General features: G+C 42.7%; 13 protein-coding genes. 6 read left to right on the top strand and 7 right to left on the bottom strand.

What is annotated here, in order from left to right:
• Window positions 1–14: 14 nt before the first annotated feature.
• The 6 genes from kdpB to VL121_RS14430 all read left to right on the top strand — a co-directional run bounded on the left by kdpB (window position 15) and on the right by VL121_RS14430 (window position 7,589).
• Window positions 15–2,069 carry a potassium-transporting ATPase subunit KdpB gene (gene kdpB, locus VL121_RS14455; RefSeq protein ID WP_325406522.1) on the top strand — a complete coding sequence of 685 codons (2,055 nt, stop codon included), beginning with the start codon at window positions 15–17 and terminating at the stop codon, window positions 2,067–2,069.
• A gap of 20 nt (window positions 2,070–2,089) precedes the next feature.
• Complete coding sequence (locus tag VL121_RS14450) at window positions 2,090–2,653, top strand: K(+)-transporting ATPase subunit C (RefSeq protein ID WP_325406520.1); 564 nt, start codon at window positions 2,090–2,092, stop codon at window positions 2,651–2,653.
• 42 nt (window positions 2,654–2,695) lie between these two features.
• The gene (locus VL121_RS14445) at window positions 2,696–3,781 is read left to right on the top strand and encodes a porin (RefSeq protein ID WP_325406519.1); all 1,086 of its coding nucleotides are present in this window, start codon (window positions 2,696–2,698) and stop codon (window positions 3,779–3,781) included.
• An 81-nt stretch (window positions 3,782–3,862) separates the two neighbouring features.
• Window positions 3,863–4,984 (top strand): sensor protein KdpD, encoded by a 1,122-nt coding sequence (locus tag VL121_RS14440; RefSeq protein ID WP_325406517.1) that lies wholly within the window; start codon window positions 3,863–3,865, stop codon window positions 4,982–4,984.
• A 1-nt stretch (window position 4,985) separates the two neighbouring features.
• Window positions 4,986–6,692 (top strand): ATP-binding protein, encoded by a 1,707-nt coding sequence (locus tag VL121_RS14435; protein ID WP_325406515.1) that lies wholly within the window; start codon window positions 4,986–4,988, stop codon window positions 6,690–6,692.
• A gap of 108 nt (window positions 6,693–6,800) precedes the next feature.
• Complete coding sequence (locus tag VL121_RS14430) at window positions 6,801–7,589, top strand: hypothetical protein (RefSeq protein ID WP_325406513.1); 789 nt, start codon at window positions 6,801–6,803, stop codon at window positions 7,587–7,589.
• A gap of 144 nt (window positions 7,590–7,733) precedes the next feature.
• On the opposite strand, the gene VL121_RS14425 is transcribed toward VL121_RS14430, so the two are convergent.
• The 7 genes from VL121_RS14425 to VL121_RS14395 all read right to left on the bottom strand — a co-directional run bounded on the left by VL121_RS14425 (window position 7,734) and on the right by VL121_RS14395 (window position 17,529).
• On the bottom strand, window positions 7,734–9,851 hold the full coding sequence (locus tag VL121_RS14425; protein ID WP_325406548.1) for a heavy metal translocating P-type ATPase: 2,118 nt from the start codon (window positions 9,849–9,851) through the stop codon (window positions 7,734–7,736).
• Between the two features lie 109 nt (window positions 9,852–9,960).
• On the bottom strand, window positions 9,961–10,518 hold the full coding sequence (locus VL121_RS14420) for a DUF3347 domain-containing protein (RefSeq protein WP_325406511.1): 558 nt from the start codon (window positions 10,516–10,518) through the stop codon (window positions 9,961–9,963).
• Between the two features lie 33 nt (window positions 10,519–10,551).
• Entirely contained in the window at window positions 10,552–11,769 is a 1,218-nt protein-coding gene (locus VL121_RS14415) for an efflux RND transporter periplasmic adaptor subunit (RefSeq protein WP_325406509.1), read from the bottom strand.
• Window positions 11,766–13,085, bottom strand: a complete 1,320-nt coding sequence (locus tag VL121_RS14410; RefSeq protein WP_325406507.1) for a heavy metal-binding domain-containing protein — start codon at window positions 13,083–13,085, stop codon at window positions 11,766–11,768. Before VL121_RS14410 ends, VL121_RS14415 begins: the two co-directional genes overlap by 4 nt.
• Window positions 13,063–14,316, bottom strand: a complete 1,254-nt coding sequence (locus tag VL121_RS14405) for a TolC family protein (RefSeq protein ID WP_325406505.1) — start codon at window positions 14,314–14,316, stop codon at window positions 13,063–13,065. Before VL121_RS14405 ends, VL121_RS14410 begins: the two co-directional genes overlap by 23 nt.
• Window positions 14,300–16,234, bottom strand: a complete 1,935-nt coding sequence (locus VL121_RS14400) for an efflux RND transporter permease subunit (RefSeq protein WP_325406503.1) — start codon at window positions 16,232–16,234, stop codon at window positions 14,300–14,302. The genes VL121_RS14405 and VL121_RS14400 overlap by 17 nt, the downstream gene beginning before the upstream one ends.
• Complete coding sequence (locus VL121_RS14395; RefSeq protein ID WP_325406501.1) at window positions 16,231–17,529, bottom strand: efflux RND transporter permease subunit; 1,299 nt, start codon at window positions 17,527–17,529, stop codon at window positions 16,231–16,233. Before VL121_RS14395 ends, VL121_RS14400 begins: the two co-directional genes overlap by 4 nt.
• Between the last annotated feature and the right edge of the window lie 63 nt (window positions 17,530–17,592).

Raw genomic sequence — 17,592 nt, 5'->3', positions numbered from 1 at the left:
AATACTTATCAATCATGGTAAAAAGAAAACGCAATATAAAATTATTTGATCCCAAACTGGTTGGCACAGCTATTAAACAGTCTTTTATAAAACTAAAGCCTGGTCTTATGGTAAAGAACCCGGTAATGTTTACCGTAGAGATTGGCACGGTGGTGATGCTGGCTGTTGCTGTTTATCAAATAGCAACGGGAGATTTATCGCAGGGAGCGATATGGTATAACCTCACCATATTTGCTATCCTTTTTATTACCGTGCTCTTTGCCAATTTTGCAGAAGCATTAGCCGAGGCAAGAGGTAAGGCACAGGCAGAAAGCTTACGTAAAACAAGGGAAGATACACCTGCTAAGAAAGTTTTTATTGTTGGCGAAATGTATGTTAATGAAGTAAAAATTGTTCCTTCCTCCCAATTGCGCAAAGGCGATATGTTTATTTGTGAGGCTGGTGATATTATCCCGATGGATGGCGAGATTGTGGAAGGATTGGCTTCTATTGATGAATCGGCTATTACGGGTGAATCGGCTCCCGTTATCCGTGAGGCAGGCGGCGATAAGTCATCCGTTACCGGGGGAACGAAGGTTTTGAGTGATAAAATAAAAGTGAAAATTACCACCGAACCCGGTGAAAGTTTTTTGGATAAGATGATAGCATTGGTGGAAGGCGCTTCCCGTCAAAAAACGCCCAATGAAATTGCATTAACGATTCTGCTGGCAGCCTTCACGCTCATATTTATTATTGTGTGTGTAACACTGAAACCCTTCGCCGATTATGCCAATACACCTATTACCATTGCGGCGTTTATTTCCTTATTTGTTTGTTTAATTCCAACTACCATTGGCGGTTTACTATCTGCCATCGGTATTGCAGGTATGGACAGGGCACTCAGGGCAAATGTAATTGCCAAAAGTGGTAAAGCGGTAGAAACGGCAGGTGACGTGGATGTATTATTGTTAGATAAAACCGGTACCATCACAATTGGCAACAGAAAGGCTACTCATTTTTATCCTGCTAATGGAATGAGTGAAAATGAATTTATTCATTTTACATCATTAAGTTCTTTATCTGATGATACGCCGGAAGGAAAATCAATTGTTGAACTGGCATTACAAAAAGGTGTAAATGCAAGAGCGGAAGCCGGTATGGAGTTTATCAAATTCACAGCCGAAACAAGAAGCAGTGGTGTGAATATATCAGATGGAACAAAGATTCGTAAGGGAGCCTTTGATGCGATCCGTAACCTGGTTACAAAAGCAGGAAATACCATCCCGCCTGAAATAGCTGAAAAAGTAAAAGCAATATCCTCAAATGGAGGTACGCCGCTTGTTGTATCAGTTAATAATAAAGTAACAGGAGTTATCGAACTACAGGATATCATTAAACCCGGAATACAGGAACGCTTTGAACGCCTGCGTAAAATGGGCGTCAAGACCGTAATGGTAACCGGTGACAATCCGCTTACAGCAAAATACATTGCCCAAAAAGCCGGGGTTGATGATTTTATCGCCGAAGCTAAACCGGAAGACAAAATGAATTATATCCGTAAGGAACAGGCTTCCGGAAAACTGGTAGCCATGATGGGCGATGGCACCAATGACGCACCTGCACTGGCGCAGGCCGATGTAGGTGTTGCCATGAACAGCGGTACGCAGGCAGCAAAGGAGGCGGGGAATATGGTTGACCTTGATAATGATCCTACCAAGCTGATTGAAGTGGTGGAGATAGGAAAGCAGTTATTAATTACAAGAGGCACATTGACAACATTTTCTATTGCCAATGATGTGGCCAAATATTTTGCCATTGTTCCGGCACTGTTTATCGCATCAATCCCTGCCTTGCAGGCATTGAACATTATGGATCTGAAAAGCCCGCAATCAGCCATCCTGTCTGCGGTTATTTTCAACGCCGTTATTATCCCGCTATTGATCCCGCTGGCTTTAAAAGGCGTAGCCTATAAGCCAATCGGCGCCTCCGCTTTATTACGAAGGAACCTGCTGATCTATGGGCTCGGCGGTATTATAGTGCCCTTTATTGGCATCAAGCTTATTGACCTGCTGTTAAGCTTATTTATGTAAATGATTAAAACAAAATCAAAATGAAAAAAAATGTATTGATATCGCTTAAGCTCACCGTAGTTATGATTCTTTTATGCGCGGTGTTATATCCCCTGCTCATTGCCGGCATAAGTAAAATGGCGCCGGGCGGTGGAAAAGGCGTAACCGTAACGGTGAATGGCAAAGTGGTGGGCTATGAAAGGATAGGACAGCAATTCACAGATGATAAATATTTCCGGGGCCGTCCGTCTGCCGTTGATTACAATGCCGCCGGCTCCGGGGGTTCTAATAAAGGACCGTCTAATCCTGATTATTTGCAGATTGTACAAGAAAGGATTGACAGTTTCCTTGTACATAATCCCGGAGTAAAAAAAGAAGAGATTCCGGCAGACCTGGTAACGGCTTCCGGCAGCGGGCTCGACCCGGACATTTCTCCGGCTGCCGCTTATATACAGGTAAAGCGCATAGCTGCCATAAGGCAAATCTCCCCAGAGAAATTGAAAACCCTCATTGATAAACATATTGATAAACCACTGGGCGGAATGCTCGGCCCTTCCAAAGTCAATGTATTAAAATTAAATATTGCTCTTGACGCTTTACAATAAGTAATGGAAAACAGAAATAAATAACAACAAAACAGGATTTCGATGAAAAGATTTATGACAACTGTTGCTGTTATGCTTACCCTTACCGGCGCAGCACAGGACACAACCATAAGCAAACAGATTCCTTCACTCACCTTCAGCGGTTATGCAGAAGCGTATTACAGCTATGACCTTAATAAGCCTTCAGATAATAACCGACCCGGTTTTCTATATAGTCATAACCGTCACAATGAATTTAATGCCAACCTTGCTTTTATAAAGGCGAGTTATAATACAGAAAGGGTGCGGGCAAATTTGGCAATTGCAGCAGGCACTTATATGAACGCGAATTATACGGCAGAACCCGGCGTGCTGAAAAATATTTATGAAGCCAATGTGGGGCATAAACTAAGCCGCACTAAAAACCTGTGGCTCGATATCGGCATTATGCCTTCGCATATTGGATTTGAGAGTGCGATCAGCAAGGATTGCTGGGCGTTGACCAGAAGCCTGGTAGCGGAAAACTCCCCCTATTTTGAAAGTGGTGCAAAACTCAGTTATACAACGGATAACGGCAAACTGGCGGTAAGCGCTTTGGCGCTGAACGGCTGGCAGCGTATTACCAGGGTTAATGCCAGTTCACTGATGAGCTGGGGAACGCAGGTGGTTGTAAAACCCACCGGTAATATAACGCTTAACTACAGTACTTTTATAGGTACCGATAAACCCGACAGTACCAGGCGCTGGAGAATATATCATAATATCTATGGTATTTTTCAATTCACTGATAAAATTGGATTCACTGCCGGTTTTGATATAGGTACCGAACAGGTGACTAAAGGAAGCAGCCATAAAAACAACTGGTATAGTGCTGTAGGAATATGGCGTTATACGCCAGCCAGCCAGTGGGCTATTGCCGTTAGGGGTGAATATTTTAATGATGAAGATGGAGTGATCATTGCAGCGGTAACGCCCAATGGATTTAAAACTTCCGGATTTTCTCTGAATGTGGATTATCTGCCTGTACTCAATATAGCCCTTCGCCTGGAAGGCAGAACCCTGAACAGCAAAGACAATATTTTCATAAAGAACGGAAACCCGGAAAGCAATACAACAGCTATTACTTTTTCGGCTGCTGTTGGTTTCTGAAACCTGTACAAACAAGCTTTGAAAGCCACACTAAAATAAATAATACGCACAAAATAAGGTTGCATAACTTGATACCGGTATATGGCAGAACAACAGGCAGATAACTGGATGAATACTATTCAGCCCAACAAAAAAGGGAAGCTGAAGATATACATCGGCATGAGTGCCGGTGTGGGAAAAACATACCGCATGCTGCAGGAAGCGCATAACCTGCTGCGTAACGGGGTAAATATAAAAGTGGGCTATGTGGAAACCCACGGCAGAGCCGAAACACAGGCGCTGATTGAAGGATTGCCGCTTGTTCCCCGCCGCAGGGTTTTTTATAAAGGCAAACAATTAGACGAACTGGATGTGCAGGCTATCCTTTTATTGCAGCCGGATGTTGTAATTGTTGATGAACTGGCGCATACCAATATACCCGGAAGCAAGAACGAAAAAAGATGGCAGGATGTACTTGATATCCTTGATGCAGGTATTGATGTAATTTCCGCGGTCAATATCCAGCATATAGAAAGCATCAATGAGGATGTGAAAGCAATTACTGGTATTGAAGTCAAAGAAAGAGTACCCGATAAATTACTGCAGCTTGCCAACGAAGTAGTGAATATTGATCTTACCGCCGATGACTTAATCACCCGGCTTAAAGAAGGAAAGATATACGACAGCAGCAAGGTACAGCAGGCCCTGCAAAATTTTTTCATGCCCGAAAAGATCCTTCAGCTCCGGGAGCTGGCACTCAAAGAAGTTGCCGGACAGGTAGAAAGAAAAGTGGATTACGAAGTAACGGCGAGGGAGAAGGCATGGAAGCATGAGCGGTTGCTGGCTTGCATTTCATCTAATCACGTGATAGCGCAGACCATCATCCGCAAAACGGCAAGGCTGGCTTCCTATTACAACAGCAAATGGTATGTATTGTATATACAAACCCCGAAGGAAAGTGGTGATAAAATACCGTTAGCGGCTCAACGTCATTTAATCAATAACTTTAAGAACGCTATGGAGCTTGGAGCCGAGGTATTACAGAAAAAGGATGAAAATATTGCAGGCGCTATTATCCGGGTTATCGAAGAAAAAAATATAACAACCGTATGCATTGGGAAACCACACCTTAACCTTTGGCAAATCATGCTGAGGACCGGTGTTTTTAATCAACTGCTGAAAACACTTTCCAAAAATGAAGTGGACCTTGTAATACTATCATAAAATGGCAAGTACTGTAAAAGGGAAGATACGCCTGGGAACTTCGTTCCTGTTTTTGTTGCTTCTGCTTTCAGGCGGGGTAGGTATCTATCATTTGGTACGTTTAAAGAATGACGCTAAGCTGATATTAAAGGACAACTATGAATCCCTTGAATATTGCCATTCGATGCAAAGGGCATTGGACAGTACAGGCATTAATTCGGCCGGCGCGTTGTTACGGTTTGACAGTGCATTAAAGCTTCAGGAAACAAATGTTACGGAGCCCGGAGAGCTTCAGGCTTCAGCATCCATCAGGGCCTATTTTAATCGCTATCGCTCGGGCGACAGCTCTCTTTCCGTTGTCAGGGGTATCCGCAATAGCATTCAGCATATCTTGTCGTTGAATATGTCTGCCATAGAAATCAAAAATCATAAAGCAAATCATACAGCCGATAATGCCCTCACTTATATATCGCTTATAGCCGCTATTGTTTTCCTTGTGGGATTTACTTTCTCTGTTAATTTTCCTTCGGTGTTAACGTCTCCTGTAAATGCTTTAACTAAGGGTATACAGGAGATAGGGAAAAAGAATTACCATCACCGGATACACCTGGACCGAAAGGATGAATTTGGCCAGATGGCCGATGCCTTTAATGATATGGCGGAGCGGCTTGAGTATTTTGAAAGCAGTAATCTGAATAAAATTATATTTGAAAAAACAAGAGCGGAAGCTGTAATCAACAGCCTTAAGGAAGCCAGTATAGGGATAGATAAAAACGATGTTATTTTATTTGCCAATGACCAGGCATTGTACCTGTTGGGTATGCAGGCAAAGGATATTGTGGGCAAGCCCGTAAGTGATGTTACCAAAAGGAATGACCTGTTCCGTTTTTTGTTAGAAGAGAAAGGCAGTTTGCCTTTTAAGATCATTTTAGATAACAGGGAAAATTATTTTATCAAGGAAATCATGGAAATTGCACAGGATGGTTCCAGCAGTAAAGTAATTGCGCTTCAGAATATTACCTCCTTTAAAGAACTGGACATAGCGAAAACAAATTTTATCGCTACCATCTCCCACGAGTTAAAGACGCCTTTAGCCGCTTCCGATTTTAGCCTTAAATTACTGGAAGATGACCGGGTGGGGCAGCTGTCGGAAGACCAAAAGGAGTTGATAGGGCAGCTTAAAAATGCTAACCAGCGCATGCTCCGGATATTAAGTGAATTGCTGAATATGTCGCAGGTGGAAACCGGAAAAATCCAATTAAACATCCAGTCCGTCAATCTTTACCAGGTGGTTGAAAACTCGGTGATGGCAGTAAGTGTAACAGCGAAAGAGAAGAAAATAAAAGTAGAAAAAAAGGTAGAAGAAAATCTTCCTGAACTAAAAGCAGATGCTGATAAGGTAAGCTGGGTTTTAAATAATTTTCTAACAAATGCCATAAAATACTCCCCCTCCGAAAGCACTATTTTTATTGATGTAAAAAGAACGGACAATGCTATTACTTTTGCCGTTACCGACAGTGGAATGGGTATTGATGAAATGTACCTGGACAGGATTTTTGAACGCTATTTTCAAATTCCGGGCAGATCAGACAAAAAAGGCTCGGGCATCGGCCTCGCCATTTGCAAAGAATTTATTGAGGCAATGGGGGGTAAAATTTGGGTAAAAAGTCAGCCGGGCCAGGGAAGTGTATTTGGATTTGATATCAGGATTACGCAACAGGAAGCTTAGCGTTGTAACATTTCATTCGCCATTTTAATCAATTGGTTTACTATTCCATTTCTAAAAGCAGGTGATTAAACCATCTTTGTGTTATCAAAAATCAATAAAATATTAATCATGAAATTTTTTTTAATCGCTTCTTTAGCGTTAACTGCTTTATTCAGTTCCTGTAAAAAAGACAACGACAATGAAAAAAACAGAATCTTTAAAGGACCTGAAGTTCAGGTGCATAATGGCAAAGCATCAACATGGATACAATTGGATAAAAATGGGGCTCCTTTACGTTTAGCCGTTAGTTTAACAGACGCGGCGCTCAATAGCGTTCCTGTTGGGAGTGGTGGTGAGGCTAATCATGACCATGGCAATATGGAAAATAACTGGGTTTTACAACTTCATCCTAAAGCAGGAATGCTTCCATTTTATTATGTAGGTATGGGCTGGAACCCGATCGGTCATGAACCGGAACCTATATATGGAAAGCCACATTTTGATTTTCATTTTTATATGATGACACCGGAGGAGGTTGCTGCTATTCCTGCATATGAAATGGCGAAAGATAAATTTGATAACGCTCCGGCTGCAGATTATTTACCTCCTGCGTATTTTAATGCCGGGGGTGGCGTTCCTCAAATGGGCGCACATTGGGTTGATCCTGCTTCAGGTGAGTTCAATGGTCAGCCTTTTACCCAAACCTTTATCTATGGCTCATATGATGGTAAAGTTAATTTTTACGAACCAATGATAACGCTGGAGTTTTTAAAGAATAACGCTAATTATACAAGGAGCATTCCCCAGCCAGCCAGGGTTCAGAAAACAAGCTGGTATCCAACAAAATTAAGCGTGGTAAAGCACAACGGCGTTACAGAAATTATTCTTGATGAATTTGTTTACCGGGTGCAATCATAGAAAATGCTGGTCTGCAATTTATTCCTGCCGCGTTTAATCGTTAAGCGTGGCAGGATTTTTAGTATGTATAATTGCTGTCAGTCCTTATCTCAGGTATTGCAAACGGTTATCAATACTATTATGTGCGGGCTGATTTTGTATCATTCATTTGAACTGTTTGCGTAATAATTGAGCATTGAAAGCCACTATAATAGTACTTAGTGACATCAGCACCGCACCCATAGCCGGACTGAGCACAAATTTGGGATAAAGAATACCAGCCGCCAGCGGAATAGCGATAAGATTGTAACCAACCGCCCAAATAAGGTTTTGGATCATTTTGTTATAAGTAGCTTTGGCAAAAGCGATCATGCCAACCACATCTTTGGGATCGCTGTTTACCAAAATTACATCGGCTGTTTCTGCGGCTACATCGGTACCTGAACCAACCGCAATACCTACATCCGCCTGGGCCAAAGCAGGTGCATCATTCACCCCATCGCCGGTCATGGCAACAATGTGGCCTTTGGCCTGAAATGCTTTCAGTCTTTCCTGTTTTTCATGAGGCAGTACATTGGCCAAATAACCATCCATCCTGAGCTTCTCAGCTACTGATTTGGCTATGTTTTCGTTATCCCCCGTAAGCAAATAAGATTTGATATTCATTTGCTTCAAATCAGCAATCGCTTCCGCAGATGATTCACGTATGGAATCTGCCAGCGTGAAAATTCCCACAGGCTGATTATCAATAAGCAGGTAATTAATCGTTTCAACACTCAGCTCAACAGAAGAAGGTGTAGCAGGAACAGGCTGATTGTTTTGTTTGAAATAATGAGGTCCTGCGGAAATAACCAGCTTTCCATTAACCGTACCCTTTACACCAACACCCGGTATATAGCTGAAGTTTTCGACCCGCCATAGTTGTAAAGATTTTTCTTTTGCTTTCCGGGTCAAACCATGCGCAATATGATGTTCAGAATGTTGCTGCACCGAAGCGGCATATCGTAAAAGTTCATCTTCAGTAATGTTGTTATCCAGCGAAATTATTCTTTCTACTTCGTGAACGCCTTTGGTAAGCGTTCCGGTTTTATCGAAGATTAGGGTGGTAATATTTCTGGCTGATTCAAATGCAGTGCGGTTGCGGATTAATAAACCATGTGTGGCGGATAAACTGGTAGATATGGCAACCACTAAGGGAATAGCTACACCTAATGCATGCGGACAAGCCGTTACCATCACCGTTACCATTCTCTCCAATGCAAAAGCGAGGTCATTTTCTTTGTTGAACCAAAAAATAAAAGTGATAACACCTACTGTAATAGATATAATCGTTAACCATTTGGCTACTTTATCAGCCAGGTTTTGTGTCTTAGATTTGGAAGCCTGGGCCGAAGAAACCAGTGTAATTACCTTGTTCAGATAACTGTCATTACCGGTAGCTGTAATTTGCAGTTTCAACGCACCGTCTCCATTGATAGAACCGCCGATAACCTTTTGATCTTTTTCTTTTTTCACCGGCACGCTTTCGCCGGTGAGCATACTTTCGTTCACGTAAGAATGCCCATCTGTTACTATTCCATCAGCAGGAATTTTTTCTCCGGGCTTAACAAGTACCCTGTCACCATTTCGCAATTCTTTCAAACTAATGTCTGCAACTTCCCCATTTCTTTCTACATGCACGGTTGATGGTAATAATGCCACCAGGCTTTCCAATGCTTTTGAAGCCGCCATTTCCGAACGCATTTCCAGCCAATGGCCGAGCAACATTATATCTATCAGGGTTGCCAGTTCCCAGAAAAAATCCATTCCCTTTAAACCAAACACAACAGCTACACTGTATATAAATGCCACGCTGATAGCAATGGCCACCAGCGTCATCATACCAATCGCTTTGTCCTTTATTTCGCCCACCATACCTTTCAGGAAAGGCATGCCGCCATACATATAAATAAACGTACTCAGCGCCAGCAACACATACTTGTGACCGGGGAATCGTATCTCAAAACCCAGCCATTGCTGAACCATGTGCGACAATAATAATATCGGAATAGTAACTGCCAGGCAAACCCGGAAACGTTTCAAAAAATCATGGGTATGGTGTCCGGCATGTTTATCATGAGCGCCATGCCCTTCCTGCCCCTGGTGTACATTGTTTGCCGCCGCTTCATGATGCTGATGTGCATGGCGCAACGGATCGGTATTGCCTGCATGCATTACAGGAATTAAATCCATTCGGCATTTTTTACATTTTCCTGGTCCCGGGTTTATTACTTCTGGATGCATGGGGCAGGTATAGGCTTGATGCTGATGGCTGTGCTGTGTATGGTTCATAATATTATTTTTCAGGCATCAATAAAATGGGGCGTGATGTGGCTATAATAAAGCGATTGGTTTAATTAATCGTTTCTTTCACTCCGCCACAGTTGATCATCTTTTCTCCGAAATAAGGATTACGTATTGCTTTACTTCCACTAATCCACGAGGCGCCTTTATCGTTAAAGGCCATGGGGCAATACGCAATATACAATTCGCCGTTCGATAAACCTTCCTGCTTTACCAACGCTATCATATCATTACTCATCACTTCATACCATTTTCTTTGCGCTTCTATACCGGAAGCCGTGGTAATTTTTGCGGCGGAAGATACAATCGCTGTTGCGCCATTTACTTCCTTGGCCCCTGCTTCTATGGCATTAGCGGCTAATTTGGCTTCGGCTTCATTGCCATTGGTAAGCGCCGCGGTTAAATGAATGTAATGCTGATATACGGCATTGAGCTTATCATTCTTTAAAACCGGTTTTGTATTCGCTGTGGTTGTAGTTTGTTCCATTGCGGCGTGATCATGATTCGCTTCCATACCACTGTTTTTTTCTGCATTTCCATTACCTGCACAGGATGAAAGAAGGGCTGCTGCCGCGAAGGGGATGATTGTTTTTAATAAATGTTGCATTGTTTTTAGTTTTTAAATGTGTAGAAAAATAGATTAATGATGATGTGCTGCCATTGGATTTTTACCTTTTTTTAAAACAAACTCGCCGTATAAGAGATACGCTCCCGATACCACTATTACATCACCTTCCGCCACACCTTTGGTAATCTCTACCCGGTTAAAATTTTCAGCGCCTGTTGCTACCATTCTGGGTTCAAACTTTCCAATACCCGTTTCCAGCCACACATGCGCGCCTTTGCCATCACGGATCACGGCATCTACCGGCAGCGTAACTGCCTTAAACGAATTGGCTACGGGCAGTTCAACAATAGCCTGCATGCCTGCTTTTAATTCATTTTGCTTATTGGAAATACTTCCCCTCACCGTTAATAACTGGCTGGCAGCCTGCAATGCGGGAGCAATAAATTCAATCTTCATTTTGTACGCTTCATTTTCGTACCCCGGAATAATTACATTTACTATATCTCCTTTTTTTACAAGCCGCGCTTCGCCGGGATACAAATCCGCTTCTACCCAAATGTTTTGATACCCTTCTATGCGCATGATGGAAGTGCCTTCTGTTACATACTGCCCTTCGGTTATCAGCAATTCAGACACCACACCATTAGCCGGTGAAGCATAGATTACATAAGGGTTGGTTTGTTTGTTGTTTTTCAACTGCTGCACCTGGCTTTCACTCTGGTTATACAGAAGCAATTTTTCTTTTGCCGCTTCAGCCAACTGTTGAAATTTTTTATCTTCCGGAAATTGTGCTGCCTGGGCTATCGCTATTAAATATTCCTGTTGTAAAGCAGCCAACTGCTCGGAATAAATTTTATACAGGGGCTGTCCTTTGCTAACCGGCACACCGGTTTCCTTAATATACAATATGTCAATTCTGCCTGCCACCCGGCTCGATATAAATTCCGTTTGTTCAGGGTTTACTGCCAACCTTCCGTTCAATTGTCTGTAAGAAGAAAATGAACCTGTTTTGATGGTATCCGTTGTTATATTTGCCAGTGCCCGCTGCGGTTCGCTGAGTGTAAGTACATCCGATACATTTGACTTATCAAAAGGTACAAGATCCATTCCACAAACAGGGCAGGTTCCCGGCCTGTCGCTGATCACCTGCGGGTGCATAGAGCAGGTATACGTTTGTGGCTGTCCGCTTCCCGTATGCGTTTCCGCCTCTTTGCTTTTGCAGGAAGCCAGCCAAAGGATAGCTGTTAAAGCCAATAGGCAAACGGATATGATTTTTATATTAGGTTTCATTTTGACTGGTTTGAAGTAAAACGAATAAAGCTTTCACTGTCTACTAAGAAACTTGCATTTTTTGCGATTGGCCAACCAGCGATATTATCTATGATCTGCACCATTCCATTTGCCCGGATACCGGTTTGCACTTCCTTTGGAATAAAAACCGTATGTTCTTTTTTGAATACAACCGCTTTTCTTCCTAATTGTACCACTGCATTTTCAGGCAGCCAGTAAGCTCCTGTTGTTACTATAGGAATATTCGCCGTAAGCAGCTGCCCCGGTTGTAAATCAGTGTTACGTAAATACACGCGAACAATGGTAAAGTTCTCGCCATTTCGCTGAACAGGTTCTATCAAACCAATGATTCCGGTTTTTATATCATTAGCGTTGGCAACGGTATGAAAAATCAACTTCTGCCCCTTTTCAATGTGTGCTGCTAATGGAGGCGCCAAAGAAAACGCCGCTATCATATTGTTTGCCTCATAAATGGTAAAGATGGCTTCCCCGGCGCTTACATACTGTCCTTCTTTTGTAACAACCGGCGTTTGATTAACAACCGGCTGCCGGGTAACAGTAGTTGCTGTTGAAGCCGCGCCGTCCATTGCATTCATACCGCCTGAAGATGAAGAAGATGATGATGCTACCCCTTGATTAGCTACATTTTTTTCAACAATATACCCGCTAACATTGCTGTATACCGGCACCCGGTATAAGGGCTTTCCTGTTTTAATTACCTGTGCTATTTGCGCCGGCTGCATGCCCAGCAAACTAAGCCGCTGTTTTGCACTTTGCAGCATCGCAGCATTGTTATCACTGTTGTTAATATATATGAGTTCTCTTTGGGCCGCTGCCAGGTCGGGAGAATATATTTCCATGATCAACTGCCCTTTGCTAACGGGTTGAAAATTGTATTTGATATACATGCTTTCAATTCTGCCGGCTACCCGGCTGGAGATGCTAACCTGCTTCCTTGTATCATAGGTAATAATTCCCTGCACCGGCACGGAATGAATTTTTGTTCCGCTTTCGGCAGTAATGGTGGGCATAGTAGAAATAACCTGTTCATTAACCGGCTTTAACAATGGCAGTAAATTACTGTCAACGATCAGTTCATTTGAGCTGCTCATGGGTACCAGGTCCATTCCGCAAATGGGGCATGTACCCGGCTTGTCGCGAATAATTTGCGGGTGCATAGGACAGGTGTATTTCCCTTCGTTGTTATGCTGATGCGCGGTTATCGCGGGATTGCTTTCCTTTGTTTCGCTGCAGGAAAAAGCAGTAAACAGCAATAGCAGCAGGATAAGTATTTTATTTGAATAGTTCCTTTTCATAATCAACGATCATTTGATATAGTTTTTGTTTTTCGTCCAGCAGGTCAAGCTGCATCATGTTCAGCGCTTCCCAGTTATCCAGTACAACAGTTAGGGTAAGCTTATTTTCCTGGTAAGTTAAAAAACTGGCGTCTAAGGTTTTTTGCAGGGCTGGAATCACCTTTTTTTCTATTGATTTTATACGCTGCTGCATGGTTTGTATCTGGGCCTGCATACCGTACAACATACCCTGTGCTTCCTGCAGCATGGAAGCCCTTTCCTTTTGCATAGCCTGTATATTAAGCCGCATGGATTTTATTTCAGACTGGTACATTTTTTTTGACCAGGGCGCAATAGGAATGGTTACCATACCCATAATACTATACGCCTGCGGCATCATGGAAGATAATGGGGACATATGATCGAGCTGGATACGAAAATTCGGTTTCTTTTCCAGTTTCATGGCTTCAATATTATACTGCATGGAACGAATGCTTTCATTCATTCGTACAATATCTTTTCGCTGAACAGCAAGACCTGCCGTATCATACGCGCCGGAAGCCATAAAAGATGGCTCATAAGCAGTATCAATAATAAACTCCTGCACACCCGCGCGGTTCATTAAGGAATTGAGATAGGCTTTTGCTTTGGCGATATCTCCCCGTGGCATCAAAAGCATATTGCGGTTTTTTTCAATTTCCGCTTCCGCACGGTACACCGAACTTAACTGCGACTGGTTATAAGGGTACCTTACTTCTTCAATTTTTTTCATGGTTACCAGCACGCTTTCGTTGGCTTCTATAACTTTTATTTTTTGCAAGGCAATGAGCCAGTCGAAATATTGCCTTTTTGCCTGTGCTTTGAAATCATTCAGTGTAATATCTCTTGTGGCTGTTTCAATATTTCCGAGTGATCTGGTATATTTTTTTTTCGCCTGCAGCTTCCACCGGTTGGGGATTTCCTGTTCTATGCGCAGCATAATGGAGCCTTTATCTCCGCCATCCATTGTTTTTTGAAACGGGTAAGGGGTCATAAATGTTCCTGCGCCTGCCATTGGCGGCATCCAGGCGGTGGCGGCATCGGCGCTGTATTTGTAGGCTTCAGCTTTTAACGCATACGATTCAAGCAGGATATTATTACTGTCAATTTTTTGAATGATATCCGCCAGGGATAATACTTCCTTTTGCTGTGCAAATGCACACACAGGAAGTATTAATAATACCCCCATCCATGTTTTAATGTTGTACATCATATACCTCCAGTTTTCCGTATTTCCGTAATTCATATTCTTTCGACATTAAAAAAATTAACGGTGTTACCAATAGTATATGCACCGCGGAGGTAAACACCCCGCCAATCATCGGCAGCACAATAGGCTTCATTACATCAGCGCCAACGCCTGTTGACCAAAGAACCGGCACCAGTCCAAAGAGCGAAACACAAACCGTCATGATCTTAGGCCTTAGCCTTTTTGCCGCACCATGAATGACATACGCTTTAAGATCAGCCCTGGTGATTGTTTCACTTGAGTTACCTTTTAGTTTTATGAGTTGCTGCATCGCATCGTTGAGATAAATAACCATAACAATACCCGTTTCTACCGCAATACCAAATAATGCGATGAAGCCTACGGCTACAGCCACTGAAAGATTTACACCCCAGAAATAAATAATATAAGCTCCTCCAATTAATGCAAAGGGAACGGTGATAAGACTTAAAAAAGCTTCACGAACGGAATGAAAAGCAAAATATAAAGAGAAGAAGATAATGATCAGTACAATGGGCGCAATCCACATCAGGGTTTGTTGCCCCCGGATTAAATTTTCATACTGTCCGCTCCATTCAATAAAATATCCTTCGGGCAAAATTCCTTTTTGTTTATTTAGCTTTTCTATTGCTTCTTCCACCGTGCTTCCCAAATCCCTGCCTCTTACATTAAATAAAACAGCGCCACGCAGCAAAGCGTTTTCAGAACTGATCATTGGTGGTCCGTCTTCGAACCTTATATCGGCAACAGCGCTTAGCGGCACTTCACCAAAGCCTGTTGATTGCAATGGAATTCTTTTTATTTGTTCCACACTGTTCCGGTAGTCCTGCGCCAGCCGCACATTAATGGAAAAGCGCTGGCGGCCTTCTACCGTTTGTCCAATGGGTGATCCACCCAACGCAGTTTCCACGGTTTGGTTTACATCATCTACATTTAAACCATACCGGCCCAAGTCGGCCCGGCGAACATCAATAGAAAGATATTTTCCACCGGTGATAGGTTCCACATATAAATCCGTAACGCCGGTGGTACCTTCCAGCGCGCTTTTCACCCTTTCTGAAACCGAGGCAATCGTATCTAAATTCTGTCCATATACTTTGATGCCCACATCTGTTCTGATACCTGTTGAAAGCATATTGATGCGGTTAATAATAGGCTGTGTCCAACCATTCACCACACCCGGGATTTGTAATTTGGCATCCAGCTCTTTGATGATGTCTGCTTTTGTAATGCCTTCCCGCCATTGCTTATGCGGCTTTAAAAGAATGATGGTTTCAATCATGCTGATGGGGGAATTGTCTGTTGCTGTACTGGCACGCCCCGCCTTCCCCAGAACATTATCAACTTCCGGCACCGATTTAATGATCTTATCCTGCACCTGTAATATTCTCTTTGCTTCCGCATTGGAAATATCGGGCAGCGTAACGGGCATAAACAAAATACTTTGTTCATCAAGCGGAGGTATAAACTCCGTTCCAAGGCTTTTTAACAGGGGGATGGAAATAAGTAATGCCAGTATATTTACCGCAAGCGTTGTTTTTCGCCATTGCATTACCCACCGTATAATGGGTTCATAAATCCTTTCCAGAAAATGGTTAACAGGGTTTGCCTTGTCGGGTCTGAATTTTCCTTTCATAAAAAAGGAAATTAATACAGGCGCCAGTGTTATAACCAAAATGGCATCAACGATCATGATGAACGTTTTGGTAAAAGCTACAGGGTGAAAATATTTTCCTTCCTGGCCCGTCAGCATAAATACAGGCAGAAATGAAGTAATGATAATCACCGTGGCAAAAAAAACGCCTCTCGATACCTGTTTGCTCGATTTTTCAATAATGGCCAACCGTTCTGCTTCGGTGATCCAGTTTTCTTTTTTCTTTTTATTTTTTCTGCGCCAGATCATGATTGGATTGATTTTTTTTGTTCATTTTCCCAACTGGCATACCGGTCTGCCAGGTGTTTGTACGCGTTTTCACTCATGATAATTCCATTGTCTACAATAACACCAATAGCCAGTGCGATACCGGTAAGCGACATGATATTGGAAGAAACGTCAAAGGCGTTTAATAATATGAAACTGATAGCGATGGTGATGGGGATTTGGATAATAATGCTTAAAGCGCTGCGCCAGTGAAACAGGAAAACGATAACAATTAGTGATACCACGATCATTTCTTCAATAAGGGTTCTTTTAATAGAAGAAATGGATTGTTTAATGAGTTCGCCCCGGTCATATACAATATCAAATTTCACCCCTTCCGGAAACCCCTTAGCTACTTGCAGCATTTTTGCTTTCACGTTTTCAATAACAGCCGCCGCGTTTTCGCCATAGCGCATTACTACAATGCCGCCCACTTTTTCTCCTTCGCCATTCTGGTCAAAAATTCCCAGCCTTGTTTCACCGGTCATTTGTACCGAAGCTATATCGCTCACTTTTACCGCAATGCCATTTTGTGTTTTTAATGGTATGTTTTCAATTTCCTCTATTGATTTTAAATATCCCGATGTTTTAACGATATAACCAATATCACTTAGCTCAAATTTGCGGCCGCCACTCTCGTTATTATTAGCCCTTACCGCGCTGATTACATTATTTACGGCCAGCTTGTAGTATAAAAGCTTATTGGGATCTACTGTAATTTGATATTGCTTTTGAAAGCCGCCGAAGGAAGCTATTTCACTTACCCCCTTTACGTTTTGCAAACCAAACTTTATATACCAGTCCTGCAGGGCCCGTTGTTCACCAAGGTCAAGGCTGGGAGCGTCTAATGTGTACCAGAGTATATGTCCAACGCCGGTGCCATCGGGGCCTAATTGCGGGCTAACCCCTTCCGGAAGGTTTCGGGAAATAGTACTCAACCGTTCCAGCACTCTTTCTCTTGCCCAGTATATATCTACATTATCTTCAAAAATGACATAAATAAAGCTCATGCCAAACATGGAAGAAGCCCGCACATATTTAATTTTAGGAAGGCCCTGCAGGTTGGTTACTAAAGGATAAGTTACCTGGTCTTCTATTAGCTGCGGACCACGCCCCATCCATTCTGTAAAAACGATCACCTGGTTTTCTGAAAGGTCAGGAATGGCATCAACCGGGTTATGCTTTACTGAAAACGTGCCCCATACAAACAAGGCGGCGGCCAATGCCAGTACAATAAACCGGTTGCGTAACGACCATTCTATAATACGATGTACCATCTATTTGTTATTTAGCTATTAATGATGCCGGGAATGATCCGCTTTCAATTTTGGAATAAACGA

The organism is Agriterribacter sp., assembly GCF_035497235.1.
Taxonomy (GTDB): domain Bacteria; phylum Bacteroidota; class Bacteroidia; order Chitinophagales; family Chitinophagaceae; genus Agriterribacter.
The sequence above is the reverse complement of the archived record's forward strand: the minus strand, read 5'-3'. Positions and strand labels throughout refer to the sequence as shown.

Bases quoted from the DNA above. Each gene is read 5' to 3' on its own strand.
- VL121_RS14420 (WP_325406511.1), bottom strand. From the start codon at position 10,518: ATGCAACATTTATTAAAAACAATCATCCCCTTCGCGGCAGCAGCCCTT.
- VL121_RS14405 (WP_325406505.1), bottom strand. From the start codon at position 14,316: ATGATGTACAACATTAAAACATGGATGGGGGTATTATTAATACTTCCT.
- VL121_RS14430 (WP_325406513.1), top strand. From the start codon at position 6,801: ATGAAATTTTTTTTAATCGCTTCTTTAGCGTTAACTGCTTTATTCAGT.
- kdpB (WP_325406522.1), top strand. From the start codon at position 15: ATGGTAAAAAGAAAACGCAATATAAAATTATTTGATCCCAAACTGGTT.
- VL121_RS14440 (WP_325406517.1), top strand. From the start codon at position 3,863: ATGGCAGAACAACAGGCAGATAACTGGATGAATACTATTCAGCCCAAC.
- VL121_RS14395 (WP_325406501.1), bottom strand. From the start codon at position 17,529: ATGGTACATCGTATTATAGAATGGTCGTTACGCAACCGGTTTATTGTA.
- VL121_RS14425 (WP_325406548.1), bottom strand. From the start codon at position 9,851: ATGCATCCAGAAGTAATAAACCCGGGACCAGGAAAATGTAAAAAATGC.
- VL121_RS14400 (WP_325406503.1), bottom strand. From the start codon at position 16,234: ATGATCTGGCGCAGAAAAAATAAAAAGAAAAAAGAAAACTGGATCACC.
- VL121_RS14410 (WP_325406507.1), bottom strand. From the start codon at position 13,085: ATGAAAAGGAACTATTCAAATAAAATACTTATCCTGCTGCTATTGCTG.
- VL121_RS14445 (WP_325406519.1), top strand. From the start codon at position 2,696: ATGAAAAGATTTATGACAACTGTTGCTGTTATGCTTACCCTTACCGGC.
- VL121_RS14450 (WP_325406520.1), top strand. From the start codon at position 2,090: ATGAAAAAAAATGTATTGATATCGCTTAAGCTCACCGTAGTTATGATT.
- VL121_RS14435 (WP_325406515.1), top strand. From the start codon at position 4,986: ATGGCAAGTACTGTAAAAGGGAAGATACGCCTGGGAACTTCGTTCCTG.
- VL121_RS14415 (WP_325406509.1), bottom strand. From the start codon at position 11,769: ATGAAACCTAATATAAAAATCATATCCGTTTGCCTATTGGCTTTAACA.